The following is a 22,464-nucleotide window of genomic DNA, read 5'->3' on the forward strand; positions in this document are numbered from 1 at the left end:
GACCCTAGACAAGTCCCATCGTTGCAGGTCAGGAGCACTTTTCTCTTTTCTGATCACCCGTCGGACAGTGCCTGCCGTGAAAGGCCGAGGCTAGCGTCACTACCTGACGGCCTGTTCGGGCTGGTGCGCAAGGGGAGGATCACCATGACCCACAGCCCGAGCCTGATGCGGCTGACCGGTACGTTCAACGGCCCCGACTGTGACGACGACGACTGCCCGAACGTCTACGCCACCGATCGCGATACGTTCGTGGTCCAAGGCGACCACTTCGCGGGGCTCACGGTGCCGAAGGGCGAGTCTGCGGTGGAGATCCCTCGGCACGTTCTGGAGGAGGCTGTCCGTGTTCTTGGATGGTGACCAGTGGCGCCTGCACTTCGACGGGTACCGTCGCGACGCGTTCCGGCTTGAGGCCCAACCCGCCTACACCATGCCTCGCGAGGCCGAGAACCTGGCACGCTTCCTGCGCGGGGAGCCGAAGCCGGAGAGCCACAATGCGGCTTGGCATCAGCGGGTGAAAGGGTTCGTGTCGTCCGGCAGGACGATCGGGCGCGTCCGCGTCGTACGCAGGCCGCTGACCGACTATCAGAGATACCAGTTCGCCTGGGGGATCCCGGGCAACATCGCGGCCGGTGAGGACATCCGGATCCTGGATGCCACCGAAGACCACTACGAGATCCCTGACCAGGACTGGTGGATGTTCGACGAGACGTCGGTCGTCCACCTCAACTTCCGCCCGGACGGCACGCAGATCAACCGCGAGTTGGTCAACGAGCGGGCGGTCGAGTGCCAGGGGCTGAAGAGGCTCGCGATCGAGCATTCGGTGCCCTTCTTCGACTACCTGAACGACCACGGGTGACGCTCGACTCCGCTCACGATGGCGGCTGCAAGGACCGGGTTGAGCCGAGTGGACGGAGTGGGAAGTCGGCGGGTCCGACTTCCCACTCCAATCCAACAAGCGCTCGGCACCAGCGGGGATTCGGAATCACCGTCTCGGGCGCAGGACAACGGGTGTGGATCGGAAGCGAGGACGGCCCGGGGTGGGACCTGCCGATCTGAACGGGATGAACCAACGATGGTGGTCCTCGCCCGGTTGGGCGAGGACCACCGGGGCAGCCGGCGGGCCGGGCATAAGGGCAGTGCTGCGGTCGGACTGAGAAGTCGGACCCGCCGACTTCCCACTCCGGTGTCGCGCTGTTCGACCATGCACGAGAGGTCCGAGGCGCGCTGCAACATGTCCTCCGCGGCCTTGGGCCCGCCCCGGCGGAGCGTGCTGGGGCCCGCCGGAAGTGGAGTCAGGTGGAGCGGGTCCGGCCCGTCGATAATTGTCTCGACATCGGTCGCGGTGATCGGGGACGCTTCGCGCGATGACCAGAATCGACGACACGCCGCCCGCGTGGGACGAGCGCACGCAGCTCACCACGTTCCTCGACTACGCACGTGACACCGCCCGCGCCAAGTGCGCCGGCGTCTCCGCGGAGAACGCTCGCAAGGCGCTCCTGCCGCGCTCGCCGCTGATGACCATGAGCGGAGTGATCAACCACCTCCGCTGGGTCGAGTACTACTGGTTCCAGGTGGTCTTCCTCGGCGAGGAGGACCGGGGCCCCTGGACCGAGGAGGACCCGGACCGCGAGATGCGGATCGCCGTCGACTTCCCGCTCACGCAGTTGCTCGACGAGTACGCCGAACAGAGCGCCCGCTACCGAGAACTGGTCGCCGGCAACGGCCTGGACGACCGGGCCGAGCGCGCCGTCCGCGACGGTCTCCACGTCGACCTGCGCTGGATCCTCCTTCACCTCACCGAGGAAACGGCCCGCCACAACGGCCACCTGGACATCCTGCGCGAGCTGATCGACGGCACGACCGGTGGCTAGACCTCACTGAGAGCACAGGTGGGGTCGGAGTCGGACGGGATCGGCCCCTCGCTCGGGTGAGCGAGGGGCCGGTGTCGGGTCAGGTGGTGAGGTGGTCGAACTCGCCGGCCTTGACGCCCTGGAGGAACGCGGCGAACTTGGTCGGGGTGGTACGGACGATGACGTCGCCGTCGTCGGACTCGCGGAGTTCGACCAGGCCGCCGACGGTACGCACCTCGACACAGTCGCCACCGGATCCGCTGAAGGACGACTTCTGCCACTCGGTGTTGAGCATCATGGCTCTCCAGGTAATGAGGTGTCGTGTGTGTCAGATCACGAGTCGAACTCGCCGGCCTTGACGCCCTGGAGGAACGCGGCGAACTTGGTCGGAGTGGTGCGGACGATGACGTCGCCGTCGTCGGACTCGCGGAGTTCGACCAGGTCGCCGACGGTCCGGACCTCGACGCAGTTGTCACTGGAGCCGCTGAAGGACGACTTCTGCCATTTACTCTGGAACATCTCAGTCTTTCAGGTTTCGAGCTATATCTTGGATCATATTTCGCGACTCTTCTTCACTGAGCGCCGCCCTTTCGATGCGGTCGAAGATGGTTCGATAGGATTCAAGCTCACTCGGAGCATCAAAGAAGATAGGTCCCCGCGAGGACTCCATTTCGACCGTATCTAGCTCGGGAACCTCACCGAAGCTATAGATGATGCTCTCGATCGGGCCTGGGTGGGTATGCACGTCGAAGGGGACCACGCGGATGCTTATGTTGTCCTGGAGCGAGTCATCGATCATGCGCAGGAGCTGATCCCGCAACACATCGGTGCCACCAAATCGTGTGAGAAGACTGGACTCGTGGATGTACGCCTCCAGCTTCTTCTGAGGACTCCGGAGAAGGACAGTTCTGCGCTGCGTGCGGAAGGCTGCACGAAGATCGATCTCGTGGATCGTGAGGCGGGGGATCGTCCGACTGAACATCCCTTTTGCATAGTCGCCGGTCTGCAAGAGCCCCGGAATGAATACTGACATCCATACCTTGAGCGTCCCGGCAGCGAAGTCCTCGTGCTCAGCTGATTCGAGAAAGGTGCTGGGGAGTAGACCGCGATACTCCTCCCACCATCCCTTCGTTCGATCCTGCGTCATGTTGCCAAGTGCGTCGATCAGCGGGTCATTGAGGCACTTGCATGCGTTGGCGATCGCACGCAGTCGCTGACGGCTCACGCCGATCCTGCCGGACTCCATCTGACTGATCTGACTCACGTCAATGTCGAGGATCCTCGCGAGCTGCGGACCTCGGAGCGCCGCAGCCTCACGAATCTTCCGAAGCTCGGCGCCGAGCCGGCGTTGCCTCAGGGATGGGTTGCGGCGTGGCGGCATTCGTTCGTTCCTTACGTGAAGTAGGCCAAGTCTGCCGTCTGCCAGCCGATTCGGTCCACCAATCGCCCCCTCGTGCCACCTACGAGTGATGTCCGGCCGAATGAGTTCCTCATAGGGAACTCTTTCTGTAGCGTCGTTCTCAGATCGATCCGATGGATCGTCAGTAACGCCTGTTTCCAGGGCAGTAGGCGCCTGCTGCCCTCACACCGCAGAGCAGCCATGCGTGGCATCCCGGTCCCGTTCTGGCTTGGCTCACGGCGACGACTCCACCGGTGAAACCCCACCACACTCCTCTTCTCGGAGGTCCCTCATGTGTGCCTTCACGCTGCCCGAAGACCCCTCCCCGTTGCCGCCCGACTGGTCCGCCGCCCGTGAGGAGCTGCGGGACGCCCTCGCTCTCGCCGCGTGGCCGGACGACCTGATCGCCGACGCCGAACTCGCCCTGTGCGAGCTGTACGTCAACGCCTGGCGCCACGGCGCCACCCCCGCGCCGACCGTGGTGGTCGTCCTCCTCCCGAACCGCACCCTGCGCGTCTCGGTCGCGGACGACAGCCCCGTCCTGCCCGAACCCCGCACCTCCACCGACCCCTACGAGCTGTCCGGCCGGGGCCTGCACCTGGTCCGCTGCCTCACCCACCGCTTCGGCGCCGACCCCCGCAAGAACGGCAAGCGGGTCTGGTTCGAGCTGGACGCCGCCGCGTGACCATGAACCGCACCCCGATCGCGCCCGACGACCCCCGCATGCGCGACTACACCCCACCCAGATCACCACCCTCCTGCGCGAACTCCACACCCGGGGCGCCAGGTTCGGCATCCAGTGGGGCTCCGCCACCACCCACCACAGCACCGTCGACGGCCGGATCCTCGTCGACTTCGGCAACGCCCCCACCGCCACCCTCCTCAACCTCCTCCACCTGCTCCGCGACACCGAGAGGAACGAACCGTGGGAGTCCTGATCCCCCTCGTCGCCGACGCCATCCACACCGAACGCACCACCGTCGCCTACCTCAGCGTCGAGCACGCCCCCGACGCCGCCGTCCAGCTCCGCCTGGCCGTCGACCTCGACCTCCACACCGGCCCCGGCGAACAGCTCGCCCTCCCCCTCACCCGCGACCAGGCCCACGAACTCCTGAACGGCCTCGCCGCCCACCTCGGCCACCGCGTCCTGGACATCCACCGATGAGAACCGGCACCGCCAACTTCCTGATCGGCGCCGCCCTCCTCACCCTCCTCGCGCTCGCCCTCACCACCGTCGCCCTCGGCGTCATCACCGCCCTCAAGGTCAACGACGACCCCCACACCCAGGCGCCGAAGCCCATCACCCGCCACGGCCGCTGGGAACTGCGCCAACTCCCCGACGGCACCACCGAATACGCCTGGATCGCCCGCCAGGCCGGCCACTACGGCCCCGAGATCCGGGAACGACCCACCAACCCCGGCCGCCACCGCATACCCACCTGAGCGGACACCGCAGAGGCCCCCGCCCACCCCGGGCAGGGCCTCGCCGCCACCCGGAAATTCCAGGTGCGACACGCCGGTTCGCGCCTATCCTGCCTGCCGTGACCGACTGGAGCAGGATCGAAGCCGACGACTGTGCCGTACCCGCCGACCGCCCCCTGGAGGAGCTGGTCCGCGAACTCTCCGCCGCCCTGGCGGACCCCGATCCGGACGTCCGGGACGGCGCGCCCTACGCCGTCCTCGCGACCTGGATCGAGCGCGGGGTGATCGACGAGCCCCGGCGACTGGCGCTGGGGGACGAGATGGCCGCCCGCTTCCAGGATCCGGAGATCCAGGCCCGCACCTTCGCCCCCCTCGTGCTCGACATGCTGGTGGAGAAGGGGGATCTCAGCCCGAGCTGGGTGGACGCGTTCGAGCGGTGGTACCCGGCGGAGCAGGACCTGCGCGGCCATGACGAGAAGCTCGGCTGGTTGCACGCCGTCGCGCACGGCGCGGACCTGTTGGACCGGTTCGGCCGCGACCCCGAGGTGGATCCCGCGCGGATGCTGCGCCTCGCCGCCGCCCGGCTGACGGCGCCCACCGACCATGTGCTCGACCAGCTGGAGGACGACCGACTGGCGCGGGCAATCGCCCGGGTGCTGACCCGGACCGACCTGAGCGAGTCCGACGCGACCGGCTGGCTGGACCCGATCGCCGACCGCTTCGGGGCCGACCGCCTCAGCACCCCGGTGCCCGCCCACCTCAGCAACTGCCTGCGCACCCTGCGCCTGCTCTACGTCCTCGCGGACCGGGGAGTGCGGGCACCGAACAGCGATGCCGCGCCGGAGGCCCTCCCGCACGGGGCGGCGGTCAAGGAGCGCCTCGCCGCCGTCCTGGACCGGATCGTCAAGCGCTGAGCACGGGAGCACCCGCACCCGCCCGGCACCGCGTCCTCGCCCCGCACCGCGTACCCGACCGAACCGCCGGCACCCCGAGTCCCTCGCCCACCCGGCGAGGGACTCGCCGGTCTTCGACCGCGGTGACGGGCGCCGGCCGGCACCCCTCACCCGGCCCCCGGCACCCCTCACCGGGCCGCTCGAAAGATTTCGAAGAAACCTCGAACCCACCCGCAACCACCGACCGGGATGCGCGTCTATAGGGATGAAGGCACGGAGAGCGAGACCGGCAAGGCCGGGGGGCGCTACCGCTGACAGCGGGGCCGGTCGTCTTCACACACCGTCAGCACCATGACCCTGGGGAAGCACGTCATGCGCAAGTCCGTTATGCCCTCTTTCACGAAGAACATCACCGCCCCCTCCGGCCGCCGCCGGCTCGCCACCCTCGCCGCCGTCGTCGTCCTCGCCGGCTCCGTCCAGCTGATGACCGCCGAGGCCTCCTGGGCCTGCGGCTCGGGGAAGGCCGCCGCCGAGGCCAAGCCGGTCACCCCCGCCTCCGCCCACCAGGGCAACCTCACCGCCGGGTTCTTCATGACCCCCGACGGCCAGAGCATCACCGCCGGCGGTGCCAAGGCCGAGATCGGCCTTGAGGTCGCCAACTTCACCGGCGCCCCCTACGAGAACGTCGCCCCCGGCATCGCGATCTTCAACCCGGAAGGCTCCACCCGGCTGGAGGACTTCACCGTGGAGGCCGCCACGGACCACGGCTGGAAGAAGCTCACCCTTCGCCACAGCTGCGACCCCGCGATCATCGCCGACACCAGCTCGCTCAAGACCAAGCAGCTGACCGACGACCACGTCACCCACTTCGGCTTCCGCATCTCCGTCTCGGCGAACGCCGCCGCCGATCTGAAGGGCTTCGAGGTCTACCTCGGCGGCAAGGCCGACGGCTACCCCGTCGCGCAGGGTGGTACCCACACCTACAAGGTGCTCCGCACCGCCGCCCCGGCCAAGCCGACGACCACCGCGAAGCCGGCCGCGAAGCCCACGACCACGGCCAAGCCCGCCACCAAGCCCGCCGCCCCGAAGTCGGCCGCCCCCGTCGCGCCCGTCGAGGACAAGACCCCGACCGCTGCCCAGACCCCCGCCACCCCCAAGGCCACGCCGACCGCCCCCGCCACCACCGCCCCGGCCGGCACCCCCGAGCTCGCCCAGACCGGCGCCGGCACCCCCAATGGCTTCCTCGCCGCCGCCTCCGCCGCCTTCGTCGCGCTCGGCGCGGGCGTCCTGATCGCCGTGCGCCGGCTGCGTCCCCAGCGCTGACCGGCCCACGGAGCACAACAGGGGCCCTACCCCCGCACGGCGGTGCGAAGGTGGGGCCCCTCGTCGTTCCCGGGCGACGACCGGCTCAGTCCTCGACGGGCTCCCGGTCCGCCGACGTCCGCCCCGACGTCCACCCCAGGGCCCACCCCGAAGCCGCCGCGCCGACCGCCAGCAGCCGCAGGCCCGCCTCCGACGACGAACCGGGCGCCGCGCTGAAGAGCAGCATCCGGTGGCCGGACGCCTCCGGCAGCGGCAGCGCCTCGAAGTCCAGCGTCAGCCCACCGACCACCGGGTGCCGGAACTCCTTGCTGCCGAACAGGCAGTCGTGCACCGGGTGGCCCGACCAGAGCGCCGCGAACTCCGCGCTCTTCATCGACAGCTCGCCGATCAGTTCGGCCAACTGCCTGTCCTCCTGGTGCCGTCCGGCGGTCAGCCGCAGGAAGGCCACCTGGGCCCGCGCCTCGGTCTCCCAGTGCGGGTAGAGCTCCCGGGTGCGCGGGTCGAGGAAGAGCAGCCGGCTCAGGTTCGGGCGGTCCGCCGGCCGGTCGGGCGCGGCCGGGTCGAGGTGTCCGGCCAGCAGGGCGTGGCCGAGCGGGTTCCAGGCCAGGACCTCGTTGCGCCGTCCGACCGCCACCGCGGGGACGTCCGCCATCGCCCCGATCAGCTGCCGGACGGCCGGGCGGGTCCGTTCGAAGCCCTCCGCCGCCCGTCCCTTCGCCGGGCGGGCCGGCCGGCCCGCGAGGCCCGCACGGTCCGGGCGGGCCAGGTTGCGCAGGTGGGCGTGCTCGTCGCCGTCCAGCCGAAGCGCGCGGGCGATGGCGTCCAGCACCTCGTCGGAGACGTTGCGGCTCTGCCCCTGCTCCAGCCTCGTGTAGTAGGTGATGCTGACGCCCGCCAGCTGCGCCAGTTCCTCGCGGCGCAGGCCGGGCACCCGACGCCGGGTGCCGTACGCGGTGAGGCCGACGTCCTGGGGCCGCAGCCGGGCGCGACGGGTGCGCAGGAACTCGCTCAGCTCTGCGGGATTCTCCATGCCGACCAGTGAACACCGCCGGCCGCCCCGGAGCCTGTCCCTGTCAGTGCCACCCTCGGCGGGGGTCTGGGTACCCCCGGCGCGGCCGCGCAGGCTGCTGCCGTACCCGGAGACCCCGTCGAGTCGAGAGGCAGCGCAGCGATGACCGCCACCCTGTCCGAAGCACCACCCGTCCCCCGGACCACCACCGGCATGACCGGCCGGCAACGGCTCGTCCTGGTCGTGCTGCTGGCCGCCCAGTTCATGCTGGCCGTCGACTTCTCGATCCTGAACGTCGCCCTGCCGGTGATCGGCCGGGGCCTCGGCTTCGGACTCGGCAGCCTGCAGTGGATCGCCACCGCCTTCGCCCTGTCCGCGGCCGGCTTCACCCTGTTGTTCGGACGGGTCGCCGACCTCGTCGGGCGCCGGCGGGTGTTCCTGCTCGGCCTGGCCGTGCTCGCCGTCTCCTCGTTGGTCGGCGGGCTGGCCACCTCCCCGGAGCTGCTGCTGGCCGCCCGGGTCGCCCAGGGCCTGGCCACCGCCGCGGTGACCCCGGCCGGTCTGGCGCTGCTGACCACGGCCTTCCCCGAGGGCCCGCTGCGCGAGCGGGCGCTGGGCCTGAACGGCGCGCTGATGTCGGCCGGCTTCACCTCGGGCGCGGTGCTCGGCGGGCTGCTCACCGACCTGCTGAGCTGGCGCTGGGCGTTCTTCGTCAACGTGCCGGTCGCGCTGGCCGTGCTGCTGGTCGCGCCCCGGCTGATCGCCGAGAGCAGGCCCGCCGGGAAGGTGCGGATGGACCTGCCGGGGGCGGTCACCGTCACCGGCGGCCTGCTCGCCCTGGTCTACGGCCTGACGGCGGCCGGTGAGCACGGCTGGGGCGAGCCGTCGGCGCTCGGGGCGCTGGGGCTGGGCGCGGCACTGCTGGTGGCGTTCTGGTTCGTCGAGCGCGGCGCCGCCTCCCCGCTGGTGCCGGTCCGGGTGCTGCGGCGGCGCACGGTGGTCTGGGGGAACGCGGCCGGGCTGCTGGCCTTCGCCACCGAGACCTCGCTGGTCTTCCTGCTGACCCTCTACCTCCAGCGGGTGCTGGGCTTCTCCGCGCTGGCCACCGGCCTGGCCTTCGGGGTGCTCGGCGCGGGCACGGTGCTCGGCGGGGTGGTGGCGCCGCGGCTGATCGGCCGGCTCGGCACCCGGGGTGCCCTGCTCGCCGGGTTCCTGACGCAGGCCGCCGCGACCGCGTCGCTGCTGCTGCTCGGCGCCGACCGGTCCTGGCTCGGCCTGCTGCTGGTGGCCACCTTCGTCGGCGGGGTGGGCAACATGCTGGCGATCGTCGGCTTCATGGTGACGGCGACCTCGGGCCTGCCGGACGAGGAGCAGGGGCTGGCCACCGGTGTGGCCACCATGACCCAGCAGGTCGGCATCACCCTGGGCACCCCGGTGATGAGCGCGGTCGCCACCGGGGCCGCCGCGGGCGGCACCGTACTCACCGGCGTCGGCTGGGCGATCGCCGTCAACACCGCCCTGGTGCTGCTCGCCGCGCTGACCTCGGTGGTCTTCCTGCGGCGCCGGTGAGGCCGCGAACAACGGAGTGGGGAGCCGGCCGGGCCGGCTCCCCACTCCGCGGTGCTCCGGCCGGTCACAGCTCCTTGCGGAAGGCCTCGGCCACCGAGAGGAAGATCGAGTTGCCCTCGACCTCGCCGATCGAGATCCGGACGCCCTCCGGGAACGGGCGGACGATCACGCCGGCCGCGGCACAGGCCGCCGCGAAGTCCTGGGAGCGCTCGCCGAGGGCCAGCCAGACGAAGTTGGCCTGCGAGTCCGGGATCTCCCAGCCCTGGGCCCGCAGCCCGGCGACCACCCGGGTGCGCTCCTCGACCAGCGCGTCGACCCGGACCATCAGGGCCTCCTCGGCCCGCAGCGAGGCGACGGCCGCGTTCTGGGCGACCTGGGTGACGCCGAACGGCACCGCCGTCTTGCGCAGCGCGTTCGCCACCGGCTCGTGCGCGATAGCGAAGCCGACCCGCAGGCCCGCCAGGCCGTACGCCTTGGAGAAGGTGCGCAGCACGCAGACGTTCGGACGGTCGCGGTAGAGGTCGATGCCGTTGGGGACCTCGGCGTCGCGGATGAACTCGATGTACGCCTCGTCGACGACCACCAGGACGTCGGCCGGCACCGCGTCCAGGAAGCGCTCCAGCTCGGCGCGGTGGATCACGTTGCCGGTGGGGTTGTTGGGGTTGCAGACGAAGATCAGCCGGGTGTTCCCGGTGATCGCGGCCAGCATCGCGTCCAGGTCGTGGTCCCCGCCCGCGGTGAGCGGCACCGGGACCGGCGTCGCGCCGGCGACCTGGGTGATGATCGGGTAGGCCTCGAACGAGCGCCAGGCGAAGATCACCTCGTCGCCGGGGCCGGCGGTGGCGAGGATCAGCGACTGCGCGACGCCGACCGAGCCGGTGCCGGTGGCGATGTGCTCGGTGGGGACGTCGAAGCGCCGGGCCAGCTCGGCGGTCAGCTCGGTGACCGCCATGTCCGGGTACCGGTTGAGGGAGCCGGCCGCCGCGACCGCCGCTTCGAGCACGCCGGGCAGCGGCTCGTACGGGTTCTCGTTGGAGGACAGCTTGTAGGCGTCGGCGCCGGCCGGCTTGCCGGGCTTGTAGGTGGGGATACCGTCCAGGCTCGACCTCAGCCGAGGCCCCTGCGCTGCCGTTCCGCTCACGGTCCTTCTCCTTCTCTCTCCGTCGGGCCCACTGCGTCGGGCCCGCTGGTGCGTCCGCTCCCGCGTCGGACGGGATCGCCGCCGAGCCAGGGACCTCGCGACGCACCGGAACCACCCCGGTCGGGTGCCCTGAACGATACCGATCGCGACTCACCCGTAGGAGTGAGATGCCCGGTCGGGTTACTGGCGCAGATCAGCCATTCTGCAGGGTTCCTTTGGCACATGTCAGAGGTAAGACGGCTGGTTTCGTGCGGGTATCGAAGGGGCGCACACAGGCTCACTCTTGGAGAAACGTATCTCCAAGGGCCCCCGATGCGCCGGTCACAGACCCTTGTCAGGAGCCATACGATCGGTCCGCCATGACAGCAGCAGCCAACCAGAGCGGTCGGCGACCCACCACCTCGCGGCGTCTGGAGCGGGCCGGCATCCGGGATGTGGCAGCAGCCGCAGGAGTGTCGATCACCACCGTCTCCGACGCGCTCAACGGTAAGGGCCGCCTGCCCGACGAGACCAGAAGCCGGGTGCGCGAGGTCGCCGAGCGCCTCGGCTACCGCCCCTCGGCCGCCGCCCGCACCCTGCGCACCGGACGCTCCGGCCTGATCGGACTGACCGTCACCACCTACGGCGAAGAGCCGTTCACCTTCACCGAGTTCGCCTACTTCGCCGAGATGGCCCGCGCCGCCACCAGCGCCGCCCTCGGCCGCGGCTACGCCCTGGTGGTGCTCCCCGCCTCCTCCCGGCACGACGTCTGGGGCAACATCGCCCTGGACGGCACCGTGGTGATCGACCCGCCCGACCAGGACCCCCTGGTCAGCGAGCTGTACCGGTCCGGCGTCCCGGTGGTCAGCGACGGCAAACCGGGCAACTGCCCGGTCACCGCCTGGGTCGACAACGACCACGAGGCCGCCGTGCTCGGCATCCTCGACCACCTCTCCGAAGCCGGCGCCCGCCGGATCGGCCTGCTCACCGGAACCAGCACCGACACCTACACCCGGCTCTCCACCGAGGCCTACCTCGGCTGGTGCGCCAAGGTCGGCCAGGAGCCGGTGTACGAGACCTACCCGGCGCACGACCCGGCCGCCGGGGCGGTCGCCGCCGACCGGCTGCTGGCCCGCCCCGACCGGCCCGACGCCGTCTACGGCCTCTTCGACCCGAACGGCACCGACCTGCTCGCCGCCGCCCGGCGGTACGGCCTGCGGGTGCCGGACGACCTGCTGCTGGTCTGCTGCAGCGAGAGCGACGTGTACGCGACCACCGAGCCGCCGATCACCACCCTCTCGCTCAAGCCCCGGCGGATCGGGACAACGGTGGTCAACCTGCTGATCGACGCCATCGAGGGGGTGGACTCCGGGACGGGCGTCGACATCGCCCGGCTCTTCCCGCCCCGCTTCCGCACCGCCGGGACGGGGCCGCCACCCGGCACCCTGATGCCCACCGAGCTGATCGTCCGCGCGTCCTCCCAACGGCGGAGCCCGCGCACCACCGTCAGCCCGCCGCGCCCGCCGGGCGAGGTGTAGGGCCGCCGGACCGTGCCACCGGTGCGACGGGCCGGCGCCGCGCCGGTGAGCCCGCGCCGGTGCCGGCCCGGGCGCCGGCGGGCGGGGACGGCGGGCCCGGGACACCGGCCCGCTGCGGGCTCCACTGGCGGTCTAGACCATACCTAGCCGGGACAAAACGGACCTGACGGACCGCCCGGCTGACGCTCCGGAGGATTGGATACCCACCAGGTGACGACGCCGGGAGAGTGGTCTTCCTATGATGGGCGAATGACACCCGAGGACCGCTTCCCCGGGCCTGAACACCCCGACTCAGGCCCCCGCCACCAGCCGGACCTCGACGTGCTGCCCTTCGGCACCTACTACGAACCGGAGCCCGCCGGGTACGCCGAGGCGGCGTACGAGTCGGAGACGTACAGCGGCTACGGTGGCGCCCGGTACCTCGAACAGCACTGGCCGGCCGTCGGGCACCCGCAGAACACCGGCCACCCGCACGACCCCGGACACCCGCAGGCCGGGCACCCCCAGGACACCGGGCACCCGCAGGCCGCGCAGACCGAGCACGGCGGGTACGAGCCGACCCTGACCGACCGGCCCTCGCCCGCGCACCAGAGCGACGACCCGCCGACCATCGAGCTCGGCCCCCCGCTCCCGGAGCCCGGCCTGCCGTACCACCCGTACCCGGCGCCCGCCCCCAACGAGCCGCCCGGCCCGCTCTACGTGGTCGGCGACGTGCACGGCTACCTCGACGAACTGCTCGCCGCGCTGCGCCACCAGGGCCTGATCGACACCGACGGCCACTGGTCCGCCGGCCGCTCCCGGATCTGGTTCCTCGGCGACTTCACCGACCGCGGCCCCGACGGCATCGGCGTCATCGACCTGGTCATGCAGCTCGCCGCCGAGGCCGCCGCCGCCGGCGGCTACTGCCGGGCCCTGATGGGCAATCACGAACTGCTCTTCCTGGGCGCCGCCCGGTACGGCGACGAGCCCGTACAGTCCACCGCCGGCACCGCCTCCTTCCTCGCCGCCTGGCGGCTCAACGGCGGCCAGCAGCACGACCTGGACCGCCTGGAGACCCACCACATCAGCTGGCTCTCCCGGCTGCCCGCCATCGCGCTGGAGGAGGGTCACCTGCTGGTGCACTCCGACACCACCGCGTACCTGGAGTACGGCGACTCCATCGCCGCGGTCAACGACGCCGTCCACGACCTGCTCGCCGACGAGGGCGTGGACGAGTGGTGGGACTGCTTCCGCCGGTTCACCAAGCGGTTCGCCTTCCGCGGCGACGCCGGCCCGACCGCCGCCCACGAGCTGCTGGACACCTACGGCGGCGCGCGGATCGTGCACGGCCACAGCCCCATCCCGTACCTCACCGGCGCGGTCCACACCGACGACGGCGCCCCGCCGCACATCCCCGGCCCGTACGTCTACGCCGACGACCTCGCCGTCGCCATGGACGGCGGCGTCACGATGGAGGGTCGGCTGCTGGTCGCGCGGCTGCCGATCTGAGCGTCCGCCCGCACCACCGAACCCAGGGCGAACACCCGTTCCCGGCGCCCGGGCCGTAGCGCACGCGCGGCCCGGGGCGCGAAATTCCGGAAACTTACTGTCTGCACGGCCGCGAGCACCCCTACCATCGAGGGCACACCACACCCGGCCGCCCGTGTGACGGCCGGTCTCCGTACCCGCCTCCGCCCACCGCGACGGAGCGGACGGGGTTGGCATGAACGGGGTCCCCATGAACAACGCCCCGCATCTGCACGCCGAGGACCGCCCGGACTACGAGCGCCTCCTCGACGAAGCACTGCGTGACGGCACCGTCCTCACCGCCCTGCGCACGCCCGGCGCCCTCACCGCCGACCAGCTGCGCATCAAGGCCCTGCGCGCCGCCGACGGCGTCGCGGCCGCGGCGGCCACCGAGTACACGCACTACGTCCGGCTCCGCGCGAGCCTGCGCGACACGCCGCCGGCCGCCCGGGGCGGTGAGCCCGCCGCGCCCGGCCTGATCGCCCAGTTGCGCTCCGCCAACGGCGGCGCCGGGCTGTTCCCGGTGCTCACCGTACTCACCCCGATCCTGGCCTGGGCCGCCGCGCTGGTCCTGCTGCTGATCGGCTACACCCTGCGGGCCGCCGACCCCGGGCTGAGGCTGGCCCGTTCGCTGCTGACGGCCGGCTGGCTGGCCCTGGCGGCCGGCGTGGTCGCGATGGTCGTGGGCATCGTCGGGCTGATCCTCACCGCCCTGCGGGACGGCTCCAGCACGCCGACCCCGCCCGGTACCGACCCTGAGCTCGCGGCCGAGATCGCCGACGCCCGGCGCGACTGGCAGCGCGCGTTGCGCGAGCGGGCGCTGCTGCCCTACCTGCACACCACCCTGCGCGCCGACCCCACGACGGCGCCGCCGGGCATACCGGAGCCGGCCGGCCCCCACGGCCCCGACCCCGCCCGCCCCGACGCCGGCGGGCCGGACTTCACCAGCCCCGGCTACAGCGGACCGGGCTACAGCGGGCCGGGCTTCACCAGCCCGGGCGCCGAGGGGCTCACCGACCCGCAGGGGCGGGAGCCGCGCACCGCCTCCTTCAGCACCCCGGACTTCACCGGTCCCGGGTACACCGGGCCGGGCTTCACCGGCCCCGACGAGGTCTGACCCCGGGGCCCGGGCGCGCCGGCCGCGACCTCCCCGCAGGCACCCCGACCGCACGTCAGGCCGGGGTGCCCGACCCTGTGCGGGCCTGCGCGGCCGCCTCCGTCGCGGCGCGGACGAACGCGCGGACCCGTTCGGTGGTGTTGCTCTCCATCCAGACCAGCCCGCGCTCGATCGGCGGCGCGTCGTGGATCGGCACATAGGCGACGTCCGGACGGGGGTAGTACTGCCGGGAGTGCTCCCCCACCGGGAGGACGCCCCGGCCCAGCGCGACCAGCGAGAGCATCTCGGAGAAGGTGTTGCCGACCGGCCCCTTGGGCACCGGCAGCCCGGCCGGGGTGGAGTCCGGGGTCCGGTCGCGCTTGAACTCCACCGAGGTGACCGCCGGGTACTGCACCACCGGGTGGTCGGCGAGGACCTCCAGCGAGACCGACTCCGCCCCGGCCAGCGGGTGCCCGGCAGCCACCGCCAGGACCCGCCGCTCCGAGATCAGGGCCGGCCCGCGGGCCATCCCGTCGAACGGGAAGGCGGCGATCAGCAGGTCGACGGAGCCGTCCAGCAGGCTCGCCCGGGAGTTGAACAGCTGCACCTCGCGGACCTCGACCCGGCAGCCGGGGTGGCGCCCGGAGAACAGGGCCACGGCCTTGAGCAGCACCGTCGCCGTCCACTCGCCGAGGAAGGCGACCCGGAGCTCCCCGGTCACGCCGCGCCCGGCGTCGACCGCCCGGCGCACGGACGCCTCGATCCCCGCGACCAGCGGCGCCAGGTCCTCGACCAGCCGTTGCCCGATCGCGGTGAGCCGCACGGTGCGACTGGTCCGCTCGAACAGCCGGGCGCCGATGCGCCGCTCCAGCTTCCCGATCACCTGGCTGATCCGCCCGGTGGTGACGCCCAGCCGCTCGGCGGTGCGGCCGAAGTGGAGCTCCTCCGCGAGCGTCAGAACCGCCTCGATCTCATGGCGCTCCCACATCACGGGCTCCTGTCGTTTAGCTCTGCTCAACCATCATGGATCAAACGTGCGTTGATGCCCCCGCCCGGGCGGCCGGACCATGGAACACATCACCCCGACCCACCGCCGCACCTCCCGGAGACACCCGATGAGCGCCGTCCGCGTCAAGGCCTTCGACCACCTCGTCCTCAACGTCCGCGACGTCGAGCGCTCACTGGACTTCTACGTGGGCCTGCTCGGCCTGGCCCCGGTCCGGGTCGACGAGTGGCGGGCCGGCCGGGTGTCGTTCCCGTCCGTGCGGGTCACCGCGGAGACCGTCATCGACCTGACCGGCCGCGAGCGCGGCGGGTCCAACGTCGACCACCTCTGCCTGACCGTCGACCCGCTGGACTGGCAGGAGGTCATCGACTCCGGCGTGTTCACCGTCCTCGAAGGCCCGGTGCCCCGGTACGGCGCGCGCGGCAGCGCGACCTCCGTCTACGTGCAGGACCCGGACGGCAACACCGTCGAGCTGCGCTGGTACCCCGAGGACGCCGCCTGAGCGCCGGGGCTCCCCGAACAGGTCGAGGGCACGCCGGTACAGGGGTCCGGCGTGCCCTCGACCGAAGTCCGGGCGGGCCCGCTTTGCGCGGGCCCGCCCGGCTGTCCCGAGCCTTACGGGAGCTTGAAGGTGATGATCAGGTCCGACTGCCCCACGTAGCCGCGGTTGAGGAAGAACCGGCCCGAGAACGGGCGGTAGTCGCCGAACGTGGTGCGGCCGACGCCCAGCCAGTCGCCGACGATCGGCTGGTCGCCCGTGATGCCGTAGTTGGCCGTGGAGATGCTGCCGTCGTCGTGGCGCAGGGCGTAGACACCGGTCGGCCCGGCGTAGCGGGCGGGGCGGTAGATGCCCAGCTGGGCGTGCCCGACCCCGTCCCAGTCACCGACGACCGGGACGTCGCCCCGGTTGCCGAGGACGGCGGTGGTGTAGCTGCCGTCGTCGTGCCGCACCGCGAAGGTCGAGGTGCTCGGCCGGTAGATCGCCAGCTGGGCGTGGCCGTTGCCGTCCCACAGCCCCGGCACCGGGATGTCGCCGGGCGCGCCGACCGGCACCGCCGTCACGCTGCCGTCGCCGTGCCGCAGCGCGAAGGTGTTCGAGGACGGCCGGTAGATCCCCAGCTGGTCGTGGCCCAGGCCGTCCCAGTCCCCGGCGATCGGCAGGTCACCGGCCTGGCCGAAGGACACCTGGGTGGTCGGCGCGTCGTCCACGTTGGCGTTCAGCAGGGCCCACGAGCCGTTGCGGAAGAACGCCGGCGTGGCGCCCCGCTGGCCGGACGTCCAGCGGCCGGCGACCGGGTTGGTCACCGTGATCGACTGTTTGGTCGAGGCCGAGCGGCCGTGGTCGTCCGTGACCGTCGCGGTGACGGTGTACGTCCCGGGCTCGGTGTAGAAGTGCCAGCCGGAGTTGCCGGCCGCGTCCCCGCCGGCGGTCTGGCCGTCACCGAAGTCGAACCGGTACTGCGCCACCGGCCACGGGCTGACGCTGCCGGCGGCGGAGGCCACCACCTCCAGTCCGGCGGGGCCGGACGGCGTCAGCGCGAGCGCGGGCTTGATGGGCGTGGAGGCGGGGTCGATGCACTCGGGGGCGCCAGCGACCGGCGTGGCGGAGATCGGCTGCTCGGTCCAGAAGTGCACCGGACCGGCGCCCGGGAAATAGCCGAAGCCGAGCTCGGCGTCCGTGTCGGTCTTGAAGTTCTTGCCCAGCGTGAGCCGGGCGTTGAGCACCCGGTCGTCCACCGGGCCGGTGGCCCACTTGGTCAGGTCGACATCGCGTTCCTGAGTACCGACCGCTCCCAGGCCGACCTTGTGCCAGCTGCCGTCCTTCGGGTCCTGGACGTCCAGCTCGGCGTCGCAGTCGGCCGGCCCGTACATCGAGCCGTGCCCCTGGCCCGCCCAGAGGAAGAAGGACGCCTTGGTGAGGTGCCAGTCGAAGCCGTTGGCGGTCTTGATCGAGACCTGGAACGGGTGCGCCTTGCCGTCCGCCGGGACGGCCGTGGGCAGACCCTTGACGGCCGTGGTGAGGCCCGTCGTGGTGATGCCCTTCCCCGCCTGGGCCGTCCAGTCCTTCGCCTGGCCGTCCGCACCGAACGTCGGCGCCATGAAGGCCTGGAGGTCGACATCCTGGTACGACGGACCCTCGAACGCGGACTGCACCAGCTTGAACCGCAGCCTGAAGGTGCGCTCGGCGTGCGGGGCGACGTCGATCCCGGCACCGGTCAGGTCGGCCGCGACGCCCTGGTGGCCCGCGGGCACCGCGCCGAGGTCCTGGTCGATCAGCTGCACCGGCTGCCAGCCGCCGTCGGTGCCGTCACCGTACTCGGCGACGACCTGGTCGACGCCGAGCATCTGGCTGCCGATGTAGAGCACGAGGTGCTGGCCGCTGTACGCCGCGTCCGCGTCGTTCTTGACCGTCACCGTGCCCTCGGACCAGCCGCCGCCGGGCTCCACCGAGGCGAAGCCGTCGAACTGGACGGAGTGGTCCTTGTCCGGGCCGGAGGCGTGGGCAGGCAGGGACAACGCGAGCGGTGACGCGATCAGCGTGGCCGCCAGAATTGCGTGCCGAAGTCTCAATTCATCCTCAAACGTTCGAAATGGCCGCGGTCATACGCGGCGGCGCGTGGAATCCCCCCATCGCACTGCGCCGGAGAATAACGGACCGCCATTCAGTAGGCCAACCATGTGATATCCAGTCAGTTGATACGGACGGTAAGTCGACAATGCCGCCGCACCACGAAGGTGGCGACCCTCGGCCCTCGCACTCCACGTGTCCGGTGGAGTGCGAGGCACGAGATCACCGCTCCCACCTGGTCCGGTCCGGCACGTACGGCCCCCGGTCCGCCGACGGCAGGTGAACCAGGCTGCCCCGTTACTCGAACTCCGCGGAGATGCGACAGGACCTCTCACCGCCCCGAGCAATCACGGACGCCCTGCGCTCGGCAGCCGTCGGAGCCCGAAACGGAAAGACTCCGGACGCCCCCTCCTCACCGGCCACGACTATCTGAATATTCGTCAGCGACATGTTCGGGACAAAGGACGCTCTCAGGCGTTGACCTCACGCTCGACGGCACGGCACGCATCCGTGCCCGCACGGTGGGCGGCGCCAACCCGCTCGACGGCGCCGACACGGGTATCCGCGCAAGGACGGACGGGAAACACGAGATGGACGCGTACCGGCGCGTCCGTCACGGCGTTCGAGGCGTCGGCTCCATGCGGGGGGCGGGCCCACGACTCCCCGTTTCGGTCGCGGGCCCGCCCCGTGGTTCGCGAGGCGCCGGGTGTTCGTTCCGGGGTCCTCCGGCAGCGGACGTCAGCCCCGCGACGTCAGCCCGGGAGCGCCGCGCCGGGCCCGCCCGCCGCGAGGAGCAGCTCGCCCGCCGGCGTGTGGTTCCCCACCGCGGCCGCGGCCCGCATCGCGGCGGCCGCCGTGCGCGGGTCCGTGCCGGGCGGCACCACGAGGAGGAGGAAGTGGTCCTGGAAGCCCCGGGTGAGGCTGATCGTCTCGCCGCCGGCGGCGAACCAGCCGATCCGCACCACCAGGCCGTTGACGGTGACCGAGTCGGGGACGTCGCCCCAGCCGCCGCTGTCGAGACCCACCCGGACGATCCGGCCCAGATGGACACCGAGCGCGGTGAGCAGGTCCGGCAGCTCGGCCCGGATGTCATTGGTCCGCGGCCACCACGCGCCGTCGAACACACCGTCGCGGGCGAACGTCGGCTCCAGCACCAGGCGGGGGAGCAGGGGCACGCCCGGGACCGTCCACGGCCCGGGGGAGGAGGAGATGGGAAGGGGGATCGGCATCATCATCAGGAGCCGCCCGTCCGGCCCTCCGAGAGGACCGCTCATGACCTCGGGCGACACCAGTGCGACTACCGGTGTACGACGTGTCCTCGGCTGCCTCCCAAGGCTACTCCGCGCCCCGACGGCCCGGGCCCGACCGGAGTAGCCTTGGCCACATCCAGGGCATCCCGCATCCCGGTCCCCGTTCCGGCTTCGTTCTGGGTGCAGCACAGCGCCGGACGGCCGCAGGCCGGCCCGGAGGCGGGTTGGGTCGACATCATGACCACCCACTACACACAGCCCGCGAGCCACGGCCTCACGGTGGCGGACGCGATGGAGCCCTACGAGTACCAGATCGCCGACGACATCACCGTCGACCGGGCCAACGAGATCTTCCGCGGCGCCCACGTCGCCTACCTGCTCGTCCGCGACCACAACGGCCGCTGCGAGGGCCTGGTGACCCGGATAGGCCTCGACCCCTTCCTGACCCGTTCCTGGTACGCCGAACGGACCGCGCTGCGCGACACCGCGCACCAGCAGGGCCCGTTCGCCTGGCCCGGCATGGCCCTCGGCCTCGCCGCGCTCGCCATGCGGATCAAGTCCCTCACGATCTGGCCGGTCATCGACGACGACGGCTACCTCCTCGGCATCCTCACCGCCGACCGCGTCGCCGGCCTGACGGGCCGCCAGCCCCTCGGCCGACCGGCCTGACGGGCCCCCAGCCCCTCGGCTGACCGGCCGGACCGGTCACCGCGGCCCCGCGGTTGCCGAGGGCAGCCGACCCCTCGGGCTCACCCCCTGCGTCCCCTCCGGGCCGCGGCGGCTCAGAGCCCGAGGATCTCGCGGATGAGGCCGAGCTTGCGCTCCGGGGAGAGGTCCCGGGGGCGGTCGGCGAGCAGACCGTTCAGCACGGTGGGGACGTCGAACCCGTCGGGGGCCTGGATGGCGTCGATGACCTGGCACCGCAGACCGCCGTCCCGGAGGAACACCCACACCTCGTGCTCCTTGCGCGGTTCACCGTTCTCCCTCGGCGACAGCCGCCAGGCCGGGAACCAGCCGAGCCCCTCCGCCGCGAGGCTCTCGGCCACTTCGTCCAGCACGTACTTGCCGAGTCTGCGGTATCCGAGTTCCTCACGCAGCTCCCCGAGCGTGACTCGGAGCAGGCCGCCGGCGAGACGGCAGCGTTCGGCCACGGTGCCGGCGTCGCCCTCGGCCGCGGCGAGCAGCCCGCCCTGCCGATTCATTGGGTCGTTCATATGCGGGCCAACGACTCCTTCCCCCGAGCGATACGTCATTTCACCACCCTGGACGCAGCCAAGTGGAAAAACGGTACTGCTAAGGCGTGGAAGGCACCCCGGGGAGGGTTGCGACGGCGTTCGGGTCCACCGGCCCCAAGGAGAACGACGTCGGACTCCGTGAGCGCAGCCGGATCCGGAGGAGCCGACCGGAGGTGCAGCCGAGGATCTGTACGCGGCATTCAGTACGCAGACAAACGACACGCCGGGACAGGGGGGAAGATGCCCCGACGGCGCCATCGCTTCACCCTTTTGCATCTTTATTATTCTTTCCTTCTTATGTTGTTGTTGCACGGTGTACTGAGTTGGTGACGGTGCATCACCACCCCTGGCGAACTGTCGCTCCGCGGCCCTCCCGGGGTGACGCCCGTGGCGCCCCGGCGCACGTACGAGGGCTTGTGGGCCGACCAGAACTCACCATCGGTGCTCCGAAATTCCTCTTTCCGAGTGACGGAGCTCAACGACGACAAGAAGGGCCCTGACCCATGGCAGTCGATGCCATTCCGCCCCCCCACCCGACAGCGGGCGCAGACGCTCCCGCCTCACGGAGGCGCTCGTCCTACTCTCCGGACTCACGTTGCTGGCGACCGCCGGTCTGGTTGCGAGCCCGGCGCACGCCGCCACGGCACCGGTGACGCTGGGGACCGACACCAGCTACGCGGTCCTGGGCGCCACGACCGTCACCAACACGGGTCCCAGCGTGATCAACGGGGACCTGGGCCTCAGCCCGGGCACCAGCGTGACGGGCTTTCCGCCCGGCATCGTGAACGGCGTCCAGCACGTCAACGACGCCCAGGCCGCACAGGCCCAGTCCGACCTGGTCATCGCCTATAACGACGCCGCGGGCCGGGCCCCCACAGCCAGCCTCACCTCGCCCGGCGACATCGGCGGACTGACGCTGACGCCCGGCGTCTACAAGGCCACGTCCTCGCTCAACCTCACCGGGACCGTCACACTCGACGCCCTGGGCGATCCCAGCGCCGTCTTCATCTTCCAGATCGCCTCCACCCTGATCACGGCCCCGTCGAGCGTCGTCAGCCTGGTCAACGGGGCGCAGCCCTGCAATGTGTTCTGGCAGGTGGGCAGCTCCGCCACGATCGACGTCAGCTCCTTCTTCAAGGGCAACATCCTCGCCCTGGCGTCCATCACCGTGAACCACGCCTCGGTGATCGAAGGCCGTGCCCTGGCGCGTACGGGGGCCGTCACGCTGGACGACAACACCATCACGAGGGCGGCCTGCACCGTCGGCCCGCCCGGACCGAGCGGGCCTGCCGGACCGAGCGGGCCCGCGGGTCCGAGCGGGCCCGCCGGTCCGGCCGGCTCGCCCGGTGCGCCCGGCCCCAACGGCGCTCCCGGTCCGGCCGGCTCTCCGGGTGCACCTGGTGTGCCCGGTCCCAACGGCGCTTCCGGCGTGGCCGGCGCTCCGGGTGCTCCGGGTGCTCCCGGCCCTGACGGCGCCCCTGGTGCACCCGGTGCACCTGGTTCGCCCGGCCCCAACGGCGCACCCGGCGTACCCGGCGCGCCCGGCTCCCCGGGTGCCCCCGGCCCCAACGGCGCTCCCGGAGCCCCCGGCGCTCCCGGTGCCCCCGGTGCCAATGGTTCACCTGGTGCCAACGGACTTCCCGGCGCGAACGGCTCTCCCGGGGCCAACGGACTCCCGG

The 22,464-nt window shown here is 71.7% G+C and carries 24 protein-coding genes; 15 read left to right on the plus strand and 9 right to left on the minus strand.

Features of this window, described 5'->3' with window-relative positions:
* The 3 genes from ACIQTO_RS00005 to ACIQTO_RS00015 form a co-directional block, all read left to right on the plus strand.
* Nucleotides 1-357: hypothetical protein (locus ACIQTO_RS00005; protein ID WP_402380685.1), on the plus strand; the 357-nt coding region annotated here is incomplete at its 5' end.
* Nucleotides 341-856, plus strand: coding sequence for a DUF6879 family protein (locus tag ACIQTO_RS00010; RefSeq protein WP_402380687.1), 516 nt, complete (start codon nt 341-343; stop codon nt 854-856). The genes ACIQTO_RS00005 and ACIQTO_RS00010, both read left to right, overlap by 17 nt.
* A 508-nt stretch (nt 857-1,364) precedes the next feature.
* The gene (locus ACIQTO_RS00015) at nt 1,365-1,871 is read left to right on the plus strand and encodes a DinB family protein (RefSeq protein ID WP_402380690.1); all 507 of its coding nucleotides are present in this window, start codon (nt 1,365-1,367) and stop codon (nt 1,869-1,871) included.
* 79 nt (nt 1,872-1,950) lie between these two features.
* Here ACIQTO_RS00015 and ACIQTO_RS00020 read toward each other — a convergent pair whose 3' ends face one another.
* From ACIQTO_RS00020 to ACIQTO_RS00030, 3 genes are read right to left on the minus strand one after another with little or no spacing between them, the layout of a single operon-like run.
* On the minus strand, nt 1,951-2,148 hold the full coding sequence (locus ACIQTO_RS00020; RefSeq protein ID WP_402380693.1) for a DUF397 domain-containing protein: 198 nt from the start codon (nt 2,146-2,148) through the stop codon (nt 1,951-1,953).
* A gap of 35 nt (nt 2,149-2,183) precedes the next feature.
* Complete coding sequence (locus ACIQTO_RS00025; RefSeq protein ID WP_402380696.1) at nt 2,184-2,369, minus strand: DUF397 domain-containing protein; 186 nt, start codon at nt 2,367-2,369, stop codon at nt 2,184-2,186.
* A 1-nt stretch (nt 2,370) separates the two neighbouring features.
* On the minus strand, nt 2,371-3,231 hold the full coding sequence (locus tag ACIQTO_RS00030; protein ID WP_402380699.1) for a helix-turn-helix domain-containing protein: 861 nt from the start codon (nt 3,229-3,231) through the stop codon (nt 2,371-2,373).
* Nucleotides 3,232-3,541: 310 nt separating this feature from the next.
* Here ACIQTO_RS00030 and ACIQTO_RS00035 point away from each other — a divergent pair, with 310 nt between their 5' ends.
* The 5 genes from ACIQTO_RS00035 (at nt 3,542) to ACIQTO_RS00055 (ending at nt 6,887) form a co-directional block, all read left to right on the plus strand.
* On the plus strand, nt 3,542-3,934 hold the full coding sequence (locus ACIQTO_RS00035) for an ATP-binding protein (protein ID WP_402380701.1): 393 nt from the start codon (nt 3,542-3,544) through the stop codon (nt 3,932-3,934).
* Between the two features lie 240 nt (nt 3,935-4,174).
* Nucleotides 4,175-4,414, plus strand: a complete 240-nt coding sequence (locus ACIQTO_RS00040; RefSeq protein WP_402380704.1) for a hypothetical protein — start codon at nt 4,175-4,177, stop codon at nt 4,412-4,414.
* Nucleotides 4,411-4,692, plus strand: a complete 282-nt coding sequence (locus ACIQTO_RS00045) for a hypothetical protein (RefSeq protein ID WP_402382780.1) — start codon at nt 4,411-4,413, stop codon at nt 4,690-4,692. Before ACIQTO_RS00040 ends, ACIQTO_RS00045 begins: the two co-directional genes overlap by 4 nt.
* Nucleotides 4,693-4,790: 98 nt before the next feature.
* Complete coding sequence (locus ACIQTO_RS00050; protein WP_402380707.1) at nt 4,791-5,585, plus strand: DUF2785 domain-containing protein; 795 nt, start codon at nt 4,791-4,793, stop codon at nt 5,583-5,585.
* Between the two features lie 351 nt (nt 5,586-5,936).
* Nucleotides 5,937-6,887 (plus strand): hypothetical protein, encoded by a 951-nt coding sequence (locus tag ACIQTO_RS00055; protein WP_402380710.1) that lies wholly within the window; start codon nt 5,937-5,939, stop codon nt 6,885-6,887.
* An 85-nt stretch (nt 6,888-6,972) separates the two neighbouring features.
* Here the strand turns inward: ACIQTO_RS00055 and ACIQTO_RS00060 are convergent, their stop codons facing one another.
* Nucleotides 6,973-7,917 carry a helix-turn-helix domain-containing protein gene (locus ACIQTO_RS00060; RefSeq protein ID WP_402380713.1) on the minus strand — a complete coding sequence of 315 codons (945 nt, stop codon included), beginning with the start codon at nt 7,915-7,917 and terminating at the stop codon, nt 6,973-6,975.
* Between the two features lie 141 nt (nt 7,918-8,058).
* On the opposite strand from ACIQTO_RS00060, the gene ACIQTO_RS00065 reads away from it, so the two are divergent.
* Nucleotides 8,059-9,465, plus strand: coding sequence for an MFS transporter (locus tag ACIQTO_RS00065; RefSeq protein WP_402380716.1), 1,407 nt, complete (start codon nt 8,059-8,061; stop codon nt 9,463-9,465).
* A 64-nt stretch (nt 9,466-9,529) separates the two neighbouring features.
* Here the strand turns inward: ACIQTO_RS00065 and hisC are convergent, their stop codons facing one another.
* Nucleotides 9,530-10,606, minus strand: a complete 1,077-nt coding sequence (hisC, locus tag ACIQTO_RS00070) for a histidinol-phosphate transaminase (protein WP_402380719.1) — start codon at nt 10,604-10,606, stop codon at nt 9,530-9,532.
* Nucleotides 10,607-10,965: 359 nt separating this feature from the next.
* On the opposite strand from hisC, the gene ACIQTO_RS00075 reads away from it, so the two are divergent.
* From ACIQTO_RS00075 to ACIQTO_RS00085, 3 genes are all read left to right on the plus strand, one after another.
* Nucleotides 10,966-12,123: a LacI family DNA-binding transcriptional regulator gene (locus ACIQTO_RS00075; RefSeq protein WP_078879728.1), complete on the plus strand. Its 1,158-nt coding sequence runs from the start codon at nt 10,966-10,968 to the stop codon at nt 12,121-12,123.
* Nucleotides 12,124-12,372: 249 nt separating this feature from the next.
* Nucleotides 12,373-13,611: a metallophosphoesterase gene (locus ACIQTO_RS00080; RefSeq protein WP_402380722.1), complete on the plus strand. Its 1,239-nt coding sequence runs from the start codon at nt 12,373-12,375 to the stop codon at nt 13,609-13,611.
* Nucleotides 13,612-13,825: 214 nt separating this feature from the next.
* On the plus strand, nt 13,826-14,746 hold the full coding sequence (locus ACIQTO_RS00085) for a hypothetical protein (protein WP_402380725.1): 921 nt from the start codon (nt 13,826-13,828) through the stop codon (nt 14,744-14,746).
* Between the two features lie 55 nt (nt 14,747-14,801).
* Here the strand turns inward: ACIQTO_RS00085 and ACIQTO_RS00090 are convergent, their stop codons facing one another.
* Nucleotides 14,802-15,713 (minus strand): LysR family transcriptional regulator, encoded by a 912-nt coding sequence (locus ACIQTO_RS00090; protein WP_402380728.1) that lies wholly within the window; start codon nt 15,711-15,713, stop codon nt 14,802-14,804.
* Between the two features lie 127 nt (nt 15,714-15,840).
* On the opposite strand from ACIQTO_RS00090, the gene ACIQTO_RS00095 reads away from it, so the two are divergent.
* Nucleotides 15,841-16,233 carry a VOC family protein gene (locus tag ACIQTO_RS00095; protein ID WP_402380731.1) on the plus strand — a complete coding sequence of 131 codons (393 nt, stop codon included), beginning with the start codon at nt 15,841-15,843 and terminating at the stop codon, nt 16,231-16,233.
* Between the two features lie 113 nt (nt 16,234-16,346).
* Here ACIQTO_RS00095 and ACIQTO_RS00100 read toward each other — a convergent pair whose 3' ends face one another.
* Entirely contained in the window at nt 16,347-18,248 is a 1,902-nt protein-coding gene (locus ACIQTO_RS00100) for a PKD domain-containing protein (protein WP_402380733.1), read from the minus strand.
* An 804-nt stretch (nt 18,249-19,052) separates the two neighbouring features.
* Nucleotides 19,053-19,475, minus strand: a complete 423-nt coding sequence (locus ACIQTO_RS00105; RefSeq protein ID WP_402380735.1) for a DUF5994 family protein — start codon at nt 19,473-19,475, stop codon at nt 19,053-19,055.
* Nucleotides 19,476-19,787: 312 nt separating this feature from the next.
* On the opposite strand from ACIQTO_RS00105, the gene ACIQTO_RS00110 reads away from it, so the two are divergent.
* Complete coding sequence (locus ACIQTO_RS00110; protein WP_402380738.1) at nt 19,788-20,219, plus strand: CBS domain-containing protein; 432 nt, start codon at nt 19,788-19,790, stop codon at nt 20,217-20,219.
* Between the two features lie 113 nt (nt 20,220-20,332).
* Here ACIQTO_RS00110 and ACIQTO_RS00115 read toward each other — a convergent pair whose 3' ends face one another.
* Nucleotides 20,333-20,764, minus strand: a complete 432-nt coding sequence (locus ACIQTO_RS00115; RefSeq protein ID WP_402380741.1) for a hypothetical protein — start codon at nt 20,762-20,764, stop codon at nt 20,333-20,335.
* A 616-nt stretch (nt 20,765-21,380) separates the two neighbouring features.
* On the opposite strand from ACIQTO_RS00115, the gene ACIQTO_RS00120 reads away from it, so the two are divergent.
* A partial coding sequence (locus ACIQTO_RS00120; RefSeq protein ID WP_402380744.1) for an ice-binding family protein occupies nt 21,381-22,464 on the plus strand: 1,084 nt, incomplete at its 3' end.

Origin of the sequence: Kitasatospora sp. NPDC091207, assembly GCF_044768625.1 — a bacterium.
In the GTDB taxonomy this organism is placed as follows: domain Bacteria; phylum Actinomycetota; class Actinomycetes; order Streptomycetales; family Streptomycetaceae; genus Kitasatospora.

Excerpts from the sequence above, each read along its gene's own strand:
- ACIQTO_RS00015 (WP_402380690.1), top strand. The coding sequence starts at position 1,365 with ATGACCAGAATCGACGACACGCCGCCCGCGTGGGACGAGCGCACGCAG.
- ACIQTO_RS00020 (WP_402380693.1), bottom strand. The coding sequence starts at position 2,148 with ATGATGCTCAACACCGAGTGGCAGAAGTCGTCCTTCAGCGGATCCGGT.
- ACIQTO_RS00025 (WP_402380696.1), bottom strand. The coding sequence starts at position 2,369 with ATGTTCCAGAGTAAATGGCAGAAGTCGTCCTTCAGCGGCTCCAGTGAC.
- ACIQTO_RS00030 (WP_402380699.1), bottom strand. The coding sequence starts at position 3,231 with ATGCCGCCACGCCGCAACCCATCCCTGAGGCAACGCCGGCTCGGCGCC.
- ACIQTO_RS00035 (WP_402380701.1), top strand. The coding sequence starts at position 3,542 with ATGTGTGCCTTCACGCTGCCCGAAGACCCCTCCCCGTTGCCGCCCGAC.
- ACIQTO_RS00045 (WP_402382780.1), top strand. The coding sequence starts at position 4,411 with ATGAGAACCGGCACCGCCAACTTCCTGATCGGCGCCGCCCTCCTCACC.
- ACIQTO_RS00055 (WP_402380710.1), top strand. The coding sequence starts at position 5,937 with ATGCGCAAGTCCGTTATGCCCTCTTTCACGAAGAACATCACCGCCCCC.
- ACIQTO_RS00060 (WP_402380713.1), bottom strand. The coding sequence starts at position 7,917 with ATGGAGAATCCCGCAGAGCTGAGCGAGTTCCTGCGCACCCGTCGCGCC.
- ACIQTO_RS00065 (WP_402380716.1), top strand. The coding sequence starts at position 8,059 with ATGACCGCCACCCTGTCCGAAGCACCACCCGTCCCCCGGACCACCACC.
- ACIQTO_RS00075 (WP_078879728.1), top strand. The coding sequence starts at position 10,966 with ATGACAGCAGCAGCCAACCAGAGCGGTCGGCGACCCACCACCTCGCGG.
- ACIQTO_RS00080 (WP_402380722.1), top strand. The coding sequence starts at position 12,373 with ATGACACCCGAGGACCGCTTCCCCGGGCCTGAACACCCCGACTCAGGC.
- ACIQTO_RS00085 (WP_402380725.1), top strand. The coding sequence starts at position 13,826 with ATGAACGGGGTCCCCATGAACAACGCCCCGCATCTGCACGCCGAGGAC.
- ACIQTO_RS00090 (WP_402380728.1), bottom strand. The coding sequence starts at position 15,713 with ATGTGGGAGCGCCATGAGATCGAGGCGGTTCTGACGCTCGCGGAGGAG.
- ACIQTO_RS00095 (WP_402380731.1), top strand. The coding sequence starts at position 15,841 with ATGAGCGCCGTCCGCGTCAAGGCCTTCGACCACCTCGTCCTCAACGTC.
- ACIQTO_RS00110 (WP_402380738.1), top strand. The coding sequence starts at position 19,788 with ATGACCACCCACTACACACAGCCCGCGAGCCACGGCCTCACGGTGGCG.
- ACIQTO_RS00115 (WP_402380741.1), bottom strand. The coding sequence starts at position 20,764 with ATGAACGACCCAATGAATCGGCAGGGCGGGCTGCTCGCCGCGGCCGAG.